Source organism: Acinetobacter sp. GD03645 (assembly GCF_029845285.1).
GTDB classification, from domain to species: domain Bacteria; phylum Pseudomonadota; class Gammaproteobacteria; order Pseudomonadales; family Moraxellaceae; genus Acinetobacter; species Acinetobacter corruptisaponis.
This window is the reverse complement of sequence record NZ_JAOCLL010000022.1, coordinates 1-17122: the sequence shown is the minus strand read 5'-3', so window position 1 is coordinate 17122 and position 17122 is coordinate 1. Positions and strand designations below refer to the sequence as shown.

The following is a 17122-nucleotide window of genomic DNA, read 5'->3' as shown; positions in this document are numbered from 1 at the left end:
CTTCAAATAGATCAATATTACTAGGGAGTAACCATGAGTTCAGAGTCTCAATCAGTCTCTCAAACAGAACAAACAAATGAAAAGGCTTATGATTCCTCTAGTATTAAAGTATTACGTGGATTAGACGCGGTTCGTAAACGTCCTGGGATGTATATCGGTGACACCGATGATGGTACGGGTCTGCACCATATGGTGTTTGAGGTGGTGGACAACGCCATTGATGAAGCCTTGGCGGGTCATTGTGACGAGATTCTGGTGACCATCCATGAGGATGAATCGGTCAGCGTGTCGGATAACGGACGTGGTATTCCAACCGACATACATCCTGAAGAGGGTGTGTCCGCGGCAGAAGTGATCCTGACCATCCTGCATGCGGGCGGTAAGTTCGATGACAACAGCTATAAGGTGTCGGGTGGCTTGCATGGTGTGGGTGTATCGGTTGTAAACGCCTTATCCAAAAAACTACAGTTGACGATTTATCGTGCGGGTCAAATACATGAACAGGAATACCAGCATGGTGATTCACAATATCCGTTAAAGGTAGTGGGTGAAACAGAGCGTACAGGTACGGTTGTACGTTTCTGGCCAAGTGAGTTGACCTTTAGCCAGACCATTTTCAATGTTGATATTCTGGCACGCCGTTTAAGGGAACTTTCATTCCTGAATGCTGGCGTGCGCATTGTATTGCGTGATGAACGGATTAACCTCGAACACGTTTACGATTATGAGGGTGGCCTGTCTGAATTTGTTAAGTACATCAACGAAGGCAAGACCCATCTCAATGATATTTTCCATTTCACCGCTGATGCTGAAAACGGGATTACCGTCGAAGTTGCCTTGCAGTGGAATGACAGCTATCAGGAAAATGTACGCTGCTTTACCAACAACATTCCCCAGAAAGATGGTGGTACACACCTTGCTGGTTTCCGTGCGGCGCTTACCCGTGGCTTAAATAGCTACATGGAAAATGAAAACCTGCTGAAAAAAGAAAAGGTTGCGGTGACAGGTGATGATGCCCGTGAAGGCTTGACCGCGATTATTTCAGTGAAAGTGCCTGATCCAAAATTCTCTTCACAGACCAAGGAAAAACTGGTATCGAGTGAAGTAAAACCTGCGGTGGAGCAGGCCATGAACAAGGAGTTTTCAGCGTATTTGCTGGAAAATCCACAAGCGGCCAAATCAATTGCAGGCAAGATTATTGATGCGGCGCGTGCCCGTGATGCGGCGCGTAAGGCCCGTGAAATGACCCGTCGTAAGAGTGCGCTGGACATTGCGGGTTTGCCAGGTAAGTTGGCGGACTGTCAGGAAAAAGATCCAGCCTTGTCTGAACTGTATCTGGTCGAGGGTGACTCTGCGGGTGGAAGTGCCAAGCAGGGTCGTAACCGTAAGATGCAGGCGATTTTGCCGTTGAAAGGCAAGATTCTCAATGTTGAGCGTGCCCGCTTTGACAAGATGATTTCCAGTCAGGAAGTCGGCACCTTAATTACGGCTTTAGGCTGTGGTATCGGGCGTGAAGAATATAATCCAGACAAGTTACGTTATCATAAAATCATCATCATGACCGATGCGGACGTGGATGGTTCACATATCCGTACCTTGTTGCTGACGTTCTTCTTCCGTCAAATGCCAGAACTGGTTGAGCGTGGTTATATCTATATTGCCCAGCCACCGCTGTACAAATTGAAGAAAGGCAAGCACGAACAGTACATCAAGGACAATGACGCACTGGAAGAATTTTTGATCTCCAATGCAATTGATGAGTTGGCGTTGCATATCAGTGCGGAAGCACCTGCAATTACAGGTGCGGCATTGGCGAGTGTGATTGCGGATTATCAGGTGTCACAGAAGAGCTTACAGCGCCTCACCCAGCGTTATCCTGCGAGCCTGCTGGATGGCCTGCTTGAGCTGGAGGCATTTAAGGCTGACCACAACCACGAGCGTGACTATGTCGAATCATGGGCTGAGCAATTGCGTGTGGCAATTGAAAAACTACAGCCAAGTTTGCGCCCTGAAATTACCTTGGAATCATTTGAACGTGAAAACTCCTTGGGTGAAAAATCGGCACACTACTGGCCGCGTGTCACGGTATACGTGCATAACTTGCCACATGCCTATTTGCTGGATGCAGGTCTGCTCAATTCTGCTGAATATGCACGTTTGCTGAAAAATGCCAAGAGCTGGTTCAAGCTGCTTGAGGAGGGGGCTTATCTGCAAAAAGGTGAGCGCCGTATTCAGGTCAACAGTTTCCATCAGGTATGGCAGCATATTTTGCAGGACTCACGCCGTGGCATGATGATCCAGCGCTATAAAGGTCTGGGTGAGATGAATGCCGAACAGCTTTGGGAAACTACGATGGACCCTGAAAACCGCAATATGTTGCAGGTCACCATTGATGATGCGATTGAGGCAGACCGTATGTTCTCATGTCTTATGGGTGATGACGTGGAACCACGTCGTGCATTCATTGAGGAAAATGCGTTGAATGCCGATATTGATGCTTAAGTAAGTTAGGCATTTTTTCAAATTTATTTTAAAGGCGGGGCTAATCATTTTAGCCCTGCCTTTGATTCTTCTGCTTTATTGGAAATTATTGAAAGGTTTGCGGCTTATTTTTTATTTCTTTGCAGAACATAGGCTCGCCATATCGCAATCAAAATGGGAAAAAGCGTCACCACTAGAAAAATAAAATCGGCTACACCCTCCATCAACAGCATCCCGACAATCCCTGAAATACTGCATAGTGCAAGCAACCATAAGGTGCTGAGTTTATTCCACAGTTGCATTGCCTACTCCTTTTAAGCCCTTTTGTTGACGTTTGGCCCACCATAACCATACACCATTCAGCGTGATAAACAGTGTTAGCAGGGTACACAAAGTCCAGAGGATTTTAAGGGGCATACCACCATAATTACCAAAATGGAGAGGCTGTGACAGTAAAATGGTCTTGAGATAGGTTGGCAGTTCTTCCACCGTATCAACCTTGCCCGTTTCCGCATTGACCAAGGCAACTTTCAGCATTTTTTCATTCAGGCCCTCATTTCCCTGTAACAGCACCATGTAGTGGCCTTGGGTTGAATATTCTGTTTTAGGATAAAAGACACTGGTTGGATGCCAGCCAGACTCACCCTTTTGTGCCGAGGCATAGATGGTATCAAGATCAAGCCTTGGATTGATGACAGTGGCATGCTGATACTTTTCTTGCAGTGCTTTAAGTTCCGTGATTTGCCACACGCCAATCGCCACTGTTCCAAAACCTAACAGGAATCCCGTAAAGGTCACTACCAAGGCCCAGCCCAACACTGCCGAGCCAATCAGGTTATGTAAATCCAGTTGCAGTAGGCGCTGGCCTCTTCCGATACGGATAATGCCAAACAGGAATTTTTTCACATAGGGTGCGTAAACCACCAAACCTGAGATCAGGGATAGCAACACTAAAAATGCAATCAGCGCACCAATCAATTGTCCAATAAATCCCAAAAACCAGTTGGCATGTAGCTCAAGCAGGAAACCCGTCAGGGTATCGCGTTCATTCGGTTTCTGGATCAGGCTGGCAGAACCAATATCCGCAAACAGCCAGCGTGCCTGTTCAAAACCCTGATTCGGCTTTGCCATGCCAATCAGCAGTACCCCAGGGTGGTGTTCTGGATCATAGCCTGTACTGATGACCTGTTCATTGGGGTAGGTTTTTTGTGCAGTTGCGATTGAATCTGCCAATGGGCGTTGCTGGGATGAGCTTAGGGCAGTGGGTTCCACCCCAAGTGCGTGATCAATTTCTTCATGGAAAATAAGAATCACACCTGTAATTGACAGGATTGCGAACGGAATCACCACCACAAGACTGACCCAGCGGTGAATCCATAGATTGAGACGGAACCAGCGTGAATTGGTTTTTTTAACGGAAGATAAGCTTTGGCGCATAGCACGTTATCCAATGAAAATAATCATTGGTTTTCCTAAGAGGGATATTTGTTTAGATATTAATTTAAGTGATAATTATTTGCATTATTATTTTAATATTTTGTTTCACGTGGAACATCTGTTTATTTGTTTTGCAAACTAAAAATTCCAGCGTGACAGACATTTTTTGTCCAAGATTGGTTGATGAAATCAGTTCTATAAAAACTAGATTTAATTATCGACCAGATCACTGACCTGAATAATCGCATGGCCGAATATGTAGCCTGCACTGAGTAATAAACTAATCCAAAGCAACGCACCTAAAATATTATACAGACAGAAGCTTAAGTACTTCATGTTGCTGGAACCTGCCGCCAGAGGTGCAAAGGAGCGGGCAAAGGGAATAAAACGTGCAAGCAGAATGGTTTTGCCACCGTGACGCAGGAAAAACGTGTTGGTCTTTACCAGATATTCCTGTTTGATAAAACGTGATTCCATATTAAAGATACGGTCACCAAAATGACGGCCAATATGGTAATTGACCATATAACCCAGGGTTGCGGCAACAAAAAGCAAACTGATCATATAACCAAGATGCATGATCTCGATCATGGAGCACAAGGCACCTACGGTCAGCAACAGGCTGTCGCCTGGCAAAAAAAACATAAACACAAAAGCTGTTTCTAAAAAAATAATCAGGAACAGGATGGCATAAATCCATAAACCATATTCCTGAATCAGGATGGGAAGGAAATGTTCAAAATTAAAAATAAAGTCGAAAGAACTCATGCAGTTTGTTCGATCCAAAATAACGTACCAACCAAACATGGGGTACAAAAAATTAAAATAAATTTAACCCTCTGGTTTCATTAGAAAGTTTCAACTTTAAAATGATACTCGTCGAGTATAACGGGCCTGAACCCAAAGCTCAATTTTCTAGGAAAATTACAACTTTAGCTTAGCCTAATTTTTTTGTTGTTTCATGACACCTTTATTGGTATTTAAGTAGCCTCAACCTAACCAGACGGTGTTGCCCAGTTAGGTTGATATTTTTTTAGCTTTTAGGTTTCGAATGAACTTTCCAGTTCCTCCAGCTCCATCATCAACTCCAAAAGCTGTTCTTCGAATTGTTCTAGTTTTGCCTTTAAATCATTTTGCTCATTCATGAGTTTGATCAAGTCATCTTTTCGATTCGCTTCATACAGGGCACTTTCCGCCAAAGCCTGTTCAATCTCTGCTAAACGCGGTTGAACCTTGTCAATCTGTGCCTCAACCTTCTCAATGTTCTTGCGAATTGGGCGGGTCAGTTCACGGCGACGGGCAGCCTCTTTTCGCTGGGCTTCCTTATCCACTTTTGCACTTGGGGTGGGTGAATTGCCGCTTTGCTGCTGTAGGGCATTTTGAGCGTTGATCTGCTGTTGGCGGGCTTCACGCAACCATTTGGCATAATCCTGTAAATCACCCTCAAATTCTGTGCATTTGCCTGCATGAACCAACAGTAAATCATCACAGACGCTGGCAATCAGTTGGCGTTCATGCGAGACCAGCACCACAGCACCCTCAAAATCCTGCAATGCCATACTCAGGGCATGACGCATATTCAGGTCTAGGTGGTTGGTGGGTTCGTCCAGAATCAACACATTTGGGCGTTGCCATACAATCAGGGCCAATGCCAGACGTGCACGTTCACCTCCTGAAAAGCTCTCGCATGGGGTGTCCATACGCTCACCACTAAAGCCAAACCCACCCAGAAAGGCGCGCAAGGAAGCTTCACTGATTTGTTTATCTGCAATGCGGGCCAGTTGCAGCATGGGACTGGCATTTGCATCCAACGCATCCATTTGATGCTGGGCAAAATAACCGATGTTCAAGAGTTCAGAGGCTTTGCGCTCGCCTGCCAAGAGCGGTAAATCACCCACCAATGTTTTGATCAGGGTTGATTTACCTGCACCATTCATCCCCAACAGACCAATGCGTGAACTTGGCGTGATTTGCAGGCGGATTTTTTCCGCAATGATTTTATCGCCATAGCCAATTGTCGCCATATCCAGACTTAACAGCGGTGAACTCATTTTGCTGGGTTCACGGAAGCTAAAGGTAAATGGCGTGTCCACATGCGCAGGCGCAAGCTGTTGCATGCGCTCTAGCTGTTTAATACGACTTTGTGCCTGACGGGCTTTAGTGGCTTTGGCCTTAAAGCGGTCAATAAATTTTTGTAGATGTGCACGGGTTTCCTGTTGTTTCTCAAACGCCTGTTGCTGTTGTGCCAAGCGTTCGCTGCGCGTGGTTTCAAAGGTGGAGTAGTTGCCTGTATAGAGCATGAGTTCCTGATTTTCGATGTGCAGGATGTGGTCGGTAATGGCATCAAGGAAGTCACGGTCATGTGAAATCAATACCAATGTACCCTCATAGGCTTTAAGCCAGTCTTCCAGCCACAGAATTGCATCTAGATCCAAATGGTTGGTGGGTTCATCCAGCAGCAATAGGTCTGAGCGGCTCATCAGCGTGCGTGCCAGATTGAGGCGCATACGCCAGCCACCCGAGAAGCTTGCCACATTTAAACGGATTTGATGGTCCAGAAAACCCAGGCCCGCCATAAGCTGGGCAGCCTTGGCAGGTGCGGCATAGCCGTGAATCTCATCAAAACGGCCATGTAATTTTGCCAAATCATCATTGCTGAGCTGTTCAGGATGTGCCAGTTTTTCCTGAATCTGCCAATATTCCTCATCCCCTGACAGCACAAAGTCCAGTGCAGGCATTTCCAGCGCCCTAATTTCCTGTGCCATATGCGCCACTGTCCAGACAGCGGGACGGCTCAGGTTGCCTTCATCTGCAACAAGGTCACCCAAAAGTGCGGCAAACAAGGTCGATTTACCCGCACCATTCACGCCTGTAAGGCCAATTTTCCAGCCAGGATGGAGCTGCATCGATGCTTTCTGAAAGAGGACTCGCCCACCACGGCGTAATGAAACTTGGTCAAACTGGATCATGAGCATGCAAAATTACAAATAGTTGGCTGCATTTTAAGGTGAACGTGCATGAAAGCAAATTTTTATCTGGCAGCCATTCAATATTCATTCATAAATTGCATTCTGGCTTCGAAATTTGTCGAGTTTGGCATGAAATATAAATACAGCAATGCATCTGCCCTAAAGATCAATTCGATTGAATCCAGCAATTCAATCAGTAAAAATAGAGTTTTTACTCTATTTTTGTGATGGAAATCAGATTATTATTTAGTTTTAATGAAAAAATAAGCAACAAGATTAGAAGTATAGTGACAGGATTAGGGATGAGGAAAGGAATTCTTGCCGTGGGAGCAATGCTGATGCTGGGGGCAAGTATGCAGGCCAACGCAGATGCTAAAATTTGTGTTTTTGACTTGTTGGGAAAATCTGGCGAGGCCTATAAGGCAATGGAGGAATGGGCTCTGGCTGCCAAAACATGGCGTAGTGACATCACTTTACTGAGTTACCAGAATGAGGCCCAGGCCCAGAATGATTTTGAGCAGGGCAAATGCGATGGCGTGTACATGACCTCCATGCGGGCGCGGAGTTATAACAAGTTTGCGGGATCAGTGGATGCAATCGGTGCGGTTCCCAGCTATGCGATTGCCCAAAAGGCGATTAGTTTCGCGTTAGACAGGCGTAACCAGCGCCGTCTAAACAGCCGTATTGGCAAGCAATCCTATGAGGTTGCAGGTATTTCACAGATTGGTCTGGCCTATATCTTTGTAAAAGATAAAAACATGAACACCATTGAGCAGATCAAGGGTAAAAAATTTGCGGTACTGGCTTATGACGAGGCACAAAAGATCGTCGTAAAAAGCCTGGGTGGGCAGGCGGTCCTTTCCGATATTTCGGATATTGCCAAAAAGTTTAACAGTGGTGAGGCCGACATTATGGCGGCACCTGCTTATGCCTACAAGCCACTGGAATTATATAAGGGGCTAGGAAATGACGGGGCAATCATTCAGTTTCCAGCGGTGAATATGACCATGGACCTGATCATTCGACCAGAAAAATTCTCCAGTGGTTTTGGCCAACATTCGAGGGCCTGGTTCATTAACCGCCTCAATACCAACTTTGCCCTGATTCAGCGGATTGAAGCGGAATTACCCGCCAAATATAAAATGAATCTGAGCAATGAGGACAGGACACGTTATCAGCAAATCCTGCGAGAGGCACGTATCGGCTTGACCTCACGTGGCATTTATGACGCCACCATGATGAACGTACTTAAGCGTGCGCGCTGTACGGTGGATCGGACCAATTTTGAATGCACCCTTGGTGGTGAATAGATTTTTTAAGTTTTTTTGTGCGTTTGATAATTTTTATAGGGAAATGAAATGAATAAGGGGTTGTTTGCTTTGGCTGCCGTGGCGTTGTTGAGTGTTGCAGGGCAAACTCAGGCAAAGCAGAAAGTATGTGTTTTTGATTTGCTGGGCAAGGCTGGCGAGACATTCAAGGTGACTGAGGAATGGGCTGTCACAGCAAAGGATTGGCAGGCAGATATACGCCTGATTCCCTATCAGGATGAGGCCAAGGCCCAGAATGATTTTGAGGCAGGTCTCTGCGATGCGGTGTATATGACCTCCATGCGCGCCCGTAAATACAACCGTTTTGCGGGTTCGATTGACGCGATTGGCGGTGTCACCAGTAACCATGTGGCCCAGAAAGCCATCAGCTTCGCTTTGGACAAGCGTAACAAGCGCCGTTTGCTGGCAACGGTTGAGGGAGAAAACTACGAGGTTGCAGGGATTTTGCAGTTTGGTCTGGCCTATGTCTTTGTGCGCGACAAAAATGTGAATACGATTGAGAAAGCCAAGGGCAAGAAGTTTGCCTATTTACAATATGACATTGCCCAGAAAACCATTGTGGACAGTCTGGAAATGGTCTCGGTGCCTTCAGAGATTTCAGATTTTGTGAAGAAGTTTAACAGTGGTCAGGTCGATGTGATTGCCTCTCCTGCTTACGCCTACCGACCTCTGGAAATTGAGAAAGGCATTGCCAAGAGTGGCGCGATGTTTACGTTTCCTGTGGTCAACATTACGGGTGACCTGATTATTCGTCCTGAGAAGTTTCCAAAAAATTTTGGTGTGCAGTCACGGGAATGGTTCGTAAAACAGGTTCCAAAGAGCTTTACCATGGTGAAGCGACTTGAGGCTGGAATTCCCGCAAAATACATCGTGCAGTTGCCGAAAGAGGATGAGGTACGCTATCAGAAAATTCTGCGCGAGGGGCGAATTAACCTGACCAAACAGGGCGTTTACGACCCCGTCATGATGAGTGTACTCAAGCGTGCCCGCTGTACGGTGGAACGAACCAGCTTTGAATGCTCACTGGGTGGTGAATAGATTTTAAGTTGTTGAGTATTCAATAATTTTATAGGGGGATGAAATGAATAAAGGATTATTCGCTTTGGCTACCGCAACATTGCTCAGTGTTGCGGGGCAAACCCAGGCAAAACAGAATATTTGTGTTTTTGACCTGTTGGGTAAAGCTGGAGATGCTTTTAAAATCACCGAAGACTGGGCAATTACGGCAAAAAACTGGCAGGCTGATATTCGTTTGATTCCTTATCAGGATGAGGCCAAGGCCCAAAGTGACTTTGAGGCAGGGAAATGTGATGGCGTGTATATGACCTCCATGCGTGCCCGTAAATACAACCGTTTTGCAGGTTCGATTGACGCGATCGGTGGTGTGACCAGTAACCATGTGGCACAAAAGGCAATTCACTTTGCACTGGATAAACGCAATAAATCTCGTCTATCTACCGTAGTGGATGGACAAAACTATGAAGTTGCGGGAATCCTACAGTTCGGTCTGGCCTATGTTTTTGTGCATGACAAAAACATGAATACAATCGAAAAATTCAAGGGAAAAAAGTTTGCCTATCTGCAATATGACGAGGCACAAAAAGAAGTGATCAATAGTTTGGAAATGATCGCAATTCCCTCTGAAATTTCAAATTTTGTGAAGAAATTTAACAGTAATCAGGTTGATGCAATTGCAGCACCTGCCTATGCCTTTAAACCCCTTGAAATTGAGAAAGGTATTGAAAATGGTGGCGCAATGTATCTTTTCCCTGTGGTCAACATTACAGGTGACCTGATTATTCGTCCTGGAAAATTCCCTGCCAATTTTGGCGTCCAATCACGTCAATGGTTCATACAGCAGTTACCGAAAAGCTTTGCGATGGTGAAACGTCTTGAAGAAGACATTCCAGCAAAATACAAAGTCAGTTATCCCAAGGAAGAGCTGGTTCGTCATCAAAAACTGTTACGTGATGGACGAATTAGCCTGACCAAACAGGGGATTTATGACCCAATCATGATGAGTGTACTGAAACGTGCCCGCTGCACTGTGGAACGGACCAGCTTTGAATGTTCATTGGGAGGTGAATAAATTTCAATCTAGATTGAATTGCATGGTGATTTGGAAAAATGATCAGGCATTGGAAATAGATATTTCATCAATGAATAAAATGTGATGAGTGCTATTAAAAATCAGTAAAACCCGACGTATGTAAATAAAAGGACTAGGCTTTTAGTCAAAATCTGACTATATTTGTCTCTCGCTGGTGGAAAAATATGCAAAAACAGCAAATAAGGGAAAACAAGATGAAAAAAGGACTTTTGGCATTGAGTGCTGCGACTCTATTTGTCATGACCACTCCTGTACAGGCAAAACAAGAAATTTGCGTATTCGATTTGTTGGGAAAGGCGGGGGAGTCTTACAAACTGATCGAGGAATGGAAGCTGGCCGCCAAAAACTGGCAGGGCGATGTAGAGCTGATTCCCTATCAGGATGAGGAAAAGGCTGAACAAGATTTTGATGCAGGCAAGTGTGACGGTGTCTATATGACTTCCATGCGTGCCCGTAAATACAACAAGTTTGCTGGTTCAATTGATGCGGTTGGTGCGGTCACCAGTAATGCCATTGCCCAAAAAGCCATTACCTTTGTGTTGGATAACCGCAACAAACACCGTTTAACTGCATCAGTCGGTGGTGAGAAACACGAAGTTGCAGGAATCATTCAGGTTGGACTGGCCTACATTTTTGTTCGGGACAAAAATATCGACACCATTGAAAAGGCCAAAGGCAAGAAATTCGCCTACCTCCACTATGACCAGGCACAAAAGGCGATTGTTGAAAGCATCGACCTGGTTGCCGTACCCTCCGACATTTCAGACTTCGTGAAGAAGTTTAACAGTGGCCAGGTGGATGTGATCGCCGCTCCTGCCTATGCCTACAAACCTTTGGAAATTAGCAAGGGTTTGGCAAATGGGGCATTGTTCAACTTTCCAGTGGTCAACATTACAGGTGATTTAATTATCAAGCCTGGAAAATTCCCTGCAAATTTTGGTACACAGTCACGTCAATGGTTCATCAACAAATTACCAGGCAACTTTGCAACGGTACAGCGTCTAGAGGCTGGCATGGATGCGAGAAGAATCACCCTGTCCAATGAAGACAAGATTCGCTACCAGAAACTACTGCGTGATGGACGCATGAATTTGACCAGACAGGGGGTCTACGATGCCAGCATGATGAACGTGCTGAAGCGTGCGCGTTGTACGGTGGAACGGACCAATTTTGAGTGTTCACTCAGCGGTGAATAAGGCCATTGTGCTGCCTCAAATAAACCCGTTTATAAACAAATTGTGCTGTTTATAACAAATTTGCCTATGAAAATAAGCGAATGAGATAAAACAGGACAAAAAATCAACAATATTGATATAAAAATAGAGTACAAGCTCTATTTTTTTCCAAGAAACATGATTAATATTTGCTTCGAACAAGGAGACAAACATAAAGTTTGTGAAAGGATGAAAAATATGAAAAAAATTGCATTGGCTATTGCAACAACTTCAATCTTAGGTGTATCTGCCTCAACTCAGGCGGCAATTGATGTGTGTGTATTCGACTTATTAGGAAAGTCAGGTGAATCATACAAAATGATGCAGGACTGGGCACTGGCCGCAAAAAGCTGGGGTGCTGATGTTAACCTTCAGGCGATTACCGATGAACAGGTTGCAGACAACAACTTTAAAGCGGGTAAATGTGATGCTGTGGCAATGACAGCAATGCGCGCCCGTCCGTACAACAAATTTGCTGGTTCTGTTGACTCATTGGGCGGTGCGCCAAGCAATGAAACAGCTCAGCGTGCAATTACCTATGTACTGGATGCACGTAATGCAGCAAAAATGACCACTAATCTTGGTGGTAACAAATACGAAGTTGCGGGTATCTCTCCACTAGGTGCTGCTTACATTTTTGTACGTGACAAGAGCATTAACTCAATTGAAAAGGCAGCGGGTAAAAAATTCGCGGTATTGGGTTATGATGATGCACAAAAAATCATGGTTCAGCGTGTAGGCGCTCAGGCTGTACTGTCTGACATCTCTAACTTTGCTGCGAAATTCAACAACGGTCAGGTAGACATGGTGGGTGCGCCTGCTTATGCATACAAGCCATTGGAATTAAGCAAAGGTTTGGGTGCAAATGGTGCGATGTTTAACTTCCCAGTATTACAGGTGACTGCGGATCTTATTATTCGTCCAGAGAAGTTCCCAGCAGGTTTTGGTCAAAAATCTCGTGATTACTTTGTAAAATCCTTGCCTAAGAGTTTTGCAATGATCAAGCGTTACGAATCTGAGATTCCAGCAAAATACAAAATGAACCTAAGTGCTGAAGACACTTTAAAATACCAAAAATTGTTGCGTGATGGTCGTATGGACTTAACTAAACGTGGTATTTACGATGCAGGCATGATGTCTGTATTGAAGAAAGCTCGTTGTTCAGTAGACAAGGCGAACTTTGAATGTGCTTTACCTGGTGAATAATCAGTAATTGCTAAAGCAAACACTTAAAGCCTAGATTTATCTAGGCTTTTTGTTTTTTAAGCATTGTCATTTAAGTCATTGTCTTTAGCTGCTAAGATTATGATTATACAGAGACATAAGAAATCAAATGGAATCTTGAGAATTTAAGAATATATTGAAGCCATCAGGAGGAATGATGGTTGATTTCAAATATATTGTTCATTTGAAGATATTGGAAAGATATAACGCAACTTTTTAGTTTTGGATGTTATGTAACAACAATCACCATAGATGCAAAGGAAAAAATAAGATGCAATGGTTTAAAACACTACTACTGGCGACAGGTATTGCTGCGGTATCTGCGGGCGCTCAGGCACAACAGACCATTTGTGTATTCGACATTGTCGGTAAAAGTGGCGATGTTTATGCACTGATGAAAGATTATCAGCTTGCCGCAAAAACCTGGGGTGCGGATATTGAGTTGAAAGTGGGGACCAATGAAGCGGTGATAGCGGAAGATTTCAAGGCAGGTAAATGTGATGGGGTCAGTATCACAGGCATGCGTGGTCGCCAGTTTAACCAGTTTACAGGCTCATTGGATGCGATTGGTGCGATCACAGACCTGAAGCTTGCGGTAAAAGTGATGCAGGGATTGGCAAGCCCAACATTTGCCAAGGCCATGGTGAATGGTAAGTATGAAGTTGTAGGCGTGATCCCGATTGGTGATGCCTACCTGCTGGTCAATGACCGTAATATCAACACTGTCGCCAAAGCGGCAGGTAAGAAAATCGCTGTTCTGGACTATGATGAAGCACAAAAAATTATGGCTTCTCAGGTGGGTGCCCAGGCGGTCAGTTCTGACATCACCAACTTTGGTGCGAAATTCAACAATGGTCAGGTCGATATCATTGGTGCACCAGCAGCAGCATTTAAACCTTTAGAGCTTTACAAGGGCTTGGGCACCAAGGGTGCAATTGTAAATTATCCAATCTTGCAGGTGACGGGTAACCTGATTATCCATCCTGAGAAATTCCCAGAGGGTTTTGGACAGAAATCAAGGGAATGGGTAAAGGCGCAGTTACCACGTGCTTTTGGTATTCTTGGCAAGATGAAAGCGGATATTCCACAAAAATACTGGATGGAAGTTCCTGCGGCTGACAAGCCTGGCTATCAAAAGCTGATGCGTGAAGCACGTATCAACCTGACTGCAAAAGGCATTTATGACAAGCGTATGATGAAATTGTTATGGCAATTCCGTTGTCGTGAAGATGCCAAGAATTTTGAGTGTGCGCTACAAGATGAAAACTATAAATAATCTTGTAAAAAGTCTTTAAACGCACTTTAAACTTCAAATACAGACCCGATATTGAGTATGCTATACTAAATATCGGGTCTTTTATTTTTTTTAAAGACATACTGAAGTCTGAGGAACATCATCATGAACGCCCAAGCTCTTGAATTGTCAGATAATGCTGCCAAAAAAGTTCGCCAGTTACGCGAGAGTGAGGGGAATAACGATCTCATGTTGCGTGTTTATGTCACGGGTGGTGGGTGTTCTGGATTCTCTTATGGCTTTAATTTTGCTGAAAGTGTCAATGAAGATGATGCTGAATTCAGCAATGGTGATGTAAAAATGTTGGTTGACTCCTTGAGCTATCAGTATCTGGTGGGTTCAGTGGTTGACTATCTTGAAGGATTGGAAGGTTCTCGTTTTGTGGTCCAAAACCCGAATGCAACCACGACCTGTGGCTGTGGTTCATCTTTCTCGATTTAATAGAATATAAATATAAAAAGGCTTCTCAATTCGAGAAGCCTTTTTTATTGCTTTAGCCTTGAACAGCGGTGATGGTTCCCAGGATACGATCACCTAATGCGCCTGTAACAGCGGGTAAATTGCCACTGAGTTGCTGAACAAAGCGCATGGCCAACCATGCAAAAGCGGTTGCCTCCACCCAGGTTGGTGCCAGTCCTAAAGCATCAGTGGTTTGTACAGACCAATTATGCTTGCGTAAACGCCAGCGTAACTGTTCCAGTAAATGTGAGTTGTAGGCTCCGCCACCGCAGACATAGATTTCACCTGTAGGCATTAGCTCCTTGCTGCGGTAGATGGCTTTCTTAATCGCCCGCGTTGTCAGTTTCATCAATGTGGCCTGCACATTCTCAGGTGTATCTTCAAGCTCATCATAATCAAGGCCATTACGCCAGTCGCTCAGCTGTTCATCCAGCCATTCCAGGTTAAAATCTTCCCGTCCCGTACTTTTCGGGGGTTCTTTGGCAAAGAACTCGTGGGTTTGTAGGCGATCCAGCAATGAACGGATCGGATTGCCATAGGCTGCCCAGTCGCCATTTTCATCATACGGATGCCCCGTATGACGATGACACCATGCATCCATCAAGATATTGGCTGGGCCTGTATCAAAGCCATAGACACCGTTTAGGTTATTGGCAGGCAACATACTGACATTGGCTATCCCACCCAGATTCAAAATTACCCGATGGATACTGTCATGCTGAAACAGTGCCTGATGGAATGCAGGAACCAGAGGTGCACCCTGTCCACCTGCCGCCATATCACGACGACGGAAATCAGAAACGACAGGAAGTTGCGTGATCTCAGTGATGATGTTGGGATCACCAATTTGCAGGGTAAAGCCATGTTCAGGGCGGTGGCGAATGGTTTGCCCATGTGAACCGATGGCCTTAATTTGAGTGCGGTCTAAATTATTCTTTTCAATCAGTTCATTGATACCCTGACCAATCATTTGCGCCAGAGCCACATCCGCCTTGCCCATGCGGTCAATTTCATTGTCATCAGGCAAGGTCAGTGCCATCAGCTCATCATGTAGCTCAGGTTCAAAAGGCACAGTTAGCGTAGCGTGTAGCGTGAGCGGCCCAAATGAAGCTGCGACAATATCCACACCATCCATGCTTGTGCCTGTCATTACACCAATATAGATTGCGTTCACCGCAACTTCTCCCTGCAACACGCTGAAAAAATGTTAGTATATCGCACAAATTGAATAACTGATGTGTTTAGGTTTTGTGATGTCAAATTTCTTGCCCGCCGAAGAACAGCTTGCTCTCATTCAACGAGGCACGCACGAAATTATTTCTGAAGAAGATTTACTGAAAAAACTCAAGGAAAATCGTCCCCTCCGTGTGAAAGCAGGTTTTGACCCAACGGCTCCTGATTTACACTTAGGGCATACGGTGCTGATTAATAAACTTAAAACGTTCCAGGATCTGGGACATGAGGTTTATTTCCTGATTGGTGACTACACCGCAATGATCGGCGACCCAACAGGTAAGAGTGCAACGCGCCCGCCGTTGTCCCGTGAACAGGTTGAAGCCAATGCCAAAACCTATCAGGAACAGGTATTTAAAATTCTTGATCCAAATAAAACCAAGGTTGTCTTTAACTCAGAATGGTTCAACCAGAAGTCTGCCGCTGACCTGATTCAATTGGCAAGCCAGCAAACTGTTTCACGTATGCTGGAGCGTGATGACTTTACCAAGCGCTATAGCAACCACCAACCGATTGCGATCCATGAGTTCCTCTACCCATTGGTTCAGGGTTATGATTCGATTGCGCTTGAGGCAGATGTCGAGCTGGGTGGTACAGACCAGACCTTTAACCTGTTGATGGGACGTACCTTACAGGGCCGCTACGGTCAGGAAGCACAGGTGTGCATTACCGTACCAATTCTTGAGGGTTTGGATGGCGTCAATAAAATGTCTAAATCTTTAGGCAACTATATTGGTGTGTTTGATACCCCAGGCGCGATGTACCAAAAAATCCTGTCAATGCCAGATAGCCTGATTGAACGTTATTTTGACTTGCTCAGTTTTAAATCACTGGACGAAATTCAAGGCTTGCTGGATGAAATGGCCGCAGGACGCAATCCACAGGAGATTAAACGTATTTTGGCACTTGAGCTGGTTGAACGTTTCCATGACGCAGAAGCTGCCGAAAATGCACATAAGAGTGCAGGCAACCGTGTTACTGAAGGTGAAGTACCAGAAGACACGCCTGAAGTGACTATTTCCCGTGCTGAGTTTGGCGGTGAATTGTTCATTGCAACCATTCTTCGTGTGGCAGGCCTAAACCCAAATGCTGCAGCTGCGAAAGATGCAGTTGGCCGTGGTGCTGTTAAAGTCGATTGGAATGTGGTGGATATGAGCTACTCTGTAAAAGAGAATATCACTTTGATTATCCAGTCAGGCAAAAAAGCGATTGCACGTGTGACTTTCACTGATTAAATCCAAATAAAAATAATAAAAAGCAGGCCTAGAGCCTGCTTTTTATGCATAAATAGGTGATAAAAACAACGAAAACATCAGTTTTGTAGAAAAAAGAAACATGCAAAAGAAAATAATAAAAAACAGGGTTGCATCGTA

14 protein-coding genes are annotated in these 17122 nt (G+C 44.9%); 9 read left to right on the top strand and 5 right to left on the bottom strand.

Translation table 11 applies throughout. The annotated features are described in order from the left end of the window. Positions 1 to 33 precede the first annotated feature (33 nt). Entirely contained in the window at positions 34 to 2502 is a 2469-nt protein-coding gene (gene gyrB, locus N5J47_RS15500; RefSeq protein ID WP_279960781.1) for a DNA topoisomerase (ATP-hydrolyzing) subunit B, read from the top strand. A 104-nt stretch (positions 2503 to 2606) separates the two neighbouring features. Here gyrB and N5J47_RS15495 read toward each other — a convergent pair whose 3' ends face one another. From N5J47_RS15495 to N5J47_RS15480, 4 genes are all read right to left on the bottom strand, one after another. Continuing rightward, positions 2607 to 2783, bottom strand: a complete 177-nt coding sequence (locus N5J47_RS15495; RefSeq protein ID WP_267982118.1) for a hypothetical protein — start codon at positions 2781 to 2783, stop codon at positions 2607 to 2609. Then, positions 2767 to 3918, bottom strand: a complete 1152-nt coding sequence (locus N5J47_RS15490) for a PepSY-associated TM helix domain-containing protein (protein ID WP_279960780.1) — start codon at positions 3916 to 3918, stop codon at positions 2767 to 2769. Before N5J47_RS15490 ends, N5J47_RS15495 begins: the two co-directional genes overlap by 17 nt. A gap of 210 nt (positions 3919 to 4128) precedes the next feature. Continuing rightward, the gene (locus N5J47_RS15485; protein ID WP_267982116.1) at positions 4129 to 4686 is read right to left on the bottom strand and encodes a VTT domain-containing protein; all 558 of its coding nucleotides are present in this window, start codon (positions 4684 to 4686) and stop codon (positions 4129 to 4131) included. A 272-nt stretch (positions 4687 to 4958) separates the two neighbouring features. Then, positions 4959 to 6887, bottom strand: a complete 1929-nt coding sequence (locus N5J47_RS15480; RefSeq protein ID WP_279960779.1) for an ATP-binding cassette domain-containing protein — start codon at positions 6885 to 6887, stop codon at positions 4959 to 4961. Between the two features lie 302 nt (positions 6888 to 7189). Here N5J47_RS15480 and N5J47_RS15475 point away from each other — a divergent pair, with 302 nt between their 5' ends. The 7 genes from N5J47_RS15475 to erpA all read left to right on the top strand — a co-directional run bounded on the left by N5J47_RS15475 (position 7190) and on the right by erpA (position 14498). Next, the gene (locus tag N5J47_RS15475; protein ID WP_279960778.1) at positions 7190 to 8197 is read left to right on the top strand and encodes a putative solute-binding protein; all 1008 of its coding nucleotides are present in this window, start codon (positions 7190 to 7192) and stop codon (positions 8195 to 8197) included. 48 nt (positions 8198 to 8245) lie between these two features. Continuing rightward, positions 8246 to 9253: a putative solute-binding protein gene (locus N5J47_RS15470; RefSeq protein ID WP_279960777.1), complete on the top strand. Its 1008-nt coding sequence runs from the start codon at positions 8246 to 8248 to the stop codon at positions 9251 to 9253. 43 nt (positions 9254 to 9296) lie between these two features. Then, positions 9297 to 10304 (top strand): putative solute-binding protein, encoded by a 1008-nt coding sequence (locus tag N5J47_RS15465; protein WP_279960776.1) that lies wholly within the window; start codon positions 9297 to 9299, stop codon positions 10302 to 10304. Positions 10305 to 10519: 215 nt separating this feature from the next. Then, on the top strand, positions 10520 to 11521 hold the full coding sequence (locus N5J47_RS15460; protein ID WP_267982112.1) for a putative solute-binding protein: 1002 nt from the start codon (positions 10520 to 10522) through the stop codon (positions 11519 to 11521). A 216-nt stretch (positions 11522 to 11737) separates the two neighbouring features. Continuing rightward, entirely contained in the window at positions 11738 to 12745 is a 1008-nt protein-coding gene (locus tag N5J47_RS15455) for a putative solute-binding protein (RefSeq protein WP_279960775.1), read from the top strand. A gap of 289 nt (positions 12746 to 13034) precedes the next feature. After that, complete coding sequence (locus N5J47_RS15450) at positions 13035 to 14039, top strand: putative solute-binding protein (RefSeq protein ID WP_279960774.1); 1005 nt, start codon at positions 13035 to 13037, stop codon at positions 14037 to 14039. Between the two features lie 123 nt (positions 14040 to 14162). Next, complete coding sequence (erpA, locus tag N5J47_RS15445) at positions 14163 to 14498, top strand: iron-sulfur cluster insertion protein ErpA (protein ID WP_004675453.1); 336 nt, start codon at positions 14163 to 14165, stop codon at positions 14496 to 14498. A 52-nt stretch (positions 14499 to 14550) separates the two neighbouring features. Here erpA and N5J47_RS15440 read toward each other — a convergent pair whose 3' ends face one another. After that, positions 14551 to 15690 carry an anhydro-N-acetylmuramic acid kinase gene (locus N5J47_RS15440; protein WP_279960773.1) on the bottom strand — a complete coding sequence of 380 codons (1140 nt, stop codon included), beginning with the start codon at positions 15688 to 15690 and terminating at the stop codon, positions 14551 to 14553. A 61-nt stretch (positions 15691 to 15751) separates the two neighbouring features. On the opposite strand from N5J47_RS15440, the gene tyrS reads away from it, so the two are divergent. Next, positions 15752 to 16984, top strand: a complete 1233-nt coding sequence (gene tyrS, locus N5J47_RS15435; RefSeq protein WP_279960772.1) for a tyrosine--tRNA ligase — start codon at positions 15752 to 15754, stop codon at positions 16982 to 16984. The last annotated feature ends 138 nt before the right edge of the window (positions 16985 to 17122 follow it).

Coding starts and splice junctions, on each gene's coding strand:
- gyrB (WP_279960781.1), top strand. CDS start 34: ATGAGTTCAGAGTCTCAATCAGTCTCTCAAACAGAACAAACAAATGAA.
- N5J47_RS15495 (WP_267982118.1), bottom strand. CDS start 2,783: ATGCAACTGTGGAATAAACTCAGCACCTTATGGTTGCTTGCACTATGC.
- N5J47_RS15490 (WP_279960780.1), bottom strand. CDS start 3,918: ATGCGCCAAAGCTTATCTTCCGTTAAAAAAACCAATTCACGCTGGTTC.
- N5J47_RS15485 (WP_267982116.1), bottom strand. CDS start 4,686: ATGAGTTCTTTCGACTTTATTTTTAATTTTGAACATTTCCTTCCCATC.
- N5J47_RS15480 (WP_279960779.1), bottom strand. CDS start 6,887: ATGATCCAGTTTGACCAAGTTTCATTACGCCGTGGTGGGCGAGTCCTC.
- N5J47_RS15475 (WP_279960778.1), top strand. CDS start 7,190: ATGAGGAAAGGAATTCTTGCCGTGGGAGCAATGCTGATGCTGGGGGCA.
- N5J47_RS15470 (WP_279960777.1), top strand. CDS start 8,246: ATGAATAAGGGGTTGTTTGCTTTGGCTGCCGTGGCGTTGTTGAGTGTT.
- N5J47_RS15465 (WP_279960776.1), top strand. CDS start 9,297: ATGAATAAAGGATTATTCGCTTTGGCTACCGCAACATTGCTCAGTGTT.
- N5J47_RS15460 (WP_267982112.1), top strand. CDS start 10,520: ATGAAAAAAGGACTTTTGGCATTGAGTGCTGCGACTCTATTTGTCATG.
- N5J47_RS15455 (WP_279960775.1), top strand. CDS start 11,738: ATGAAAAAAATTGCATTGGCTATTGCAACAACTTCAATCTTAGGTGTA.
- N5J47_RS15450 (WP_279960774.1), top strand. CDS start 13,035: ATGCAATGGTTTAAAACACTACTACTGGCGACAGGTATTGCTGCGGTA.
- erpA (WP_004675453.1), top strand. CDS start 14,163: ATGAACGCCCAAGCTCTTGAATTGTCAGATAATGCTGCCAAAAAAGTT.
- tyrS (WP_279960772.1), top strand. CDS start 15,752: ATGTGTTTAGGTTTTGTGATGTCAAATTTCTTGCCCGCCGAAGAACAG.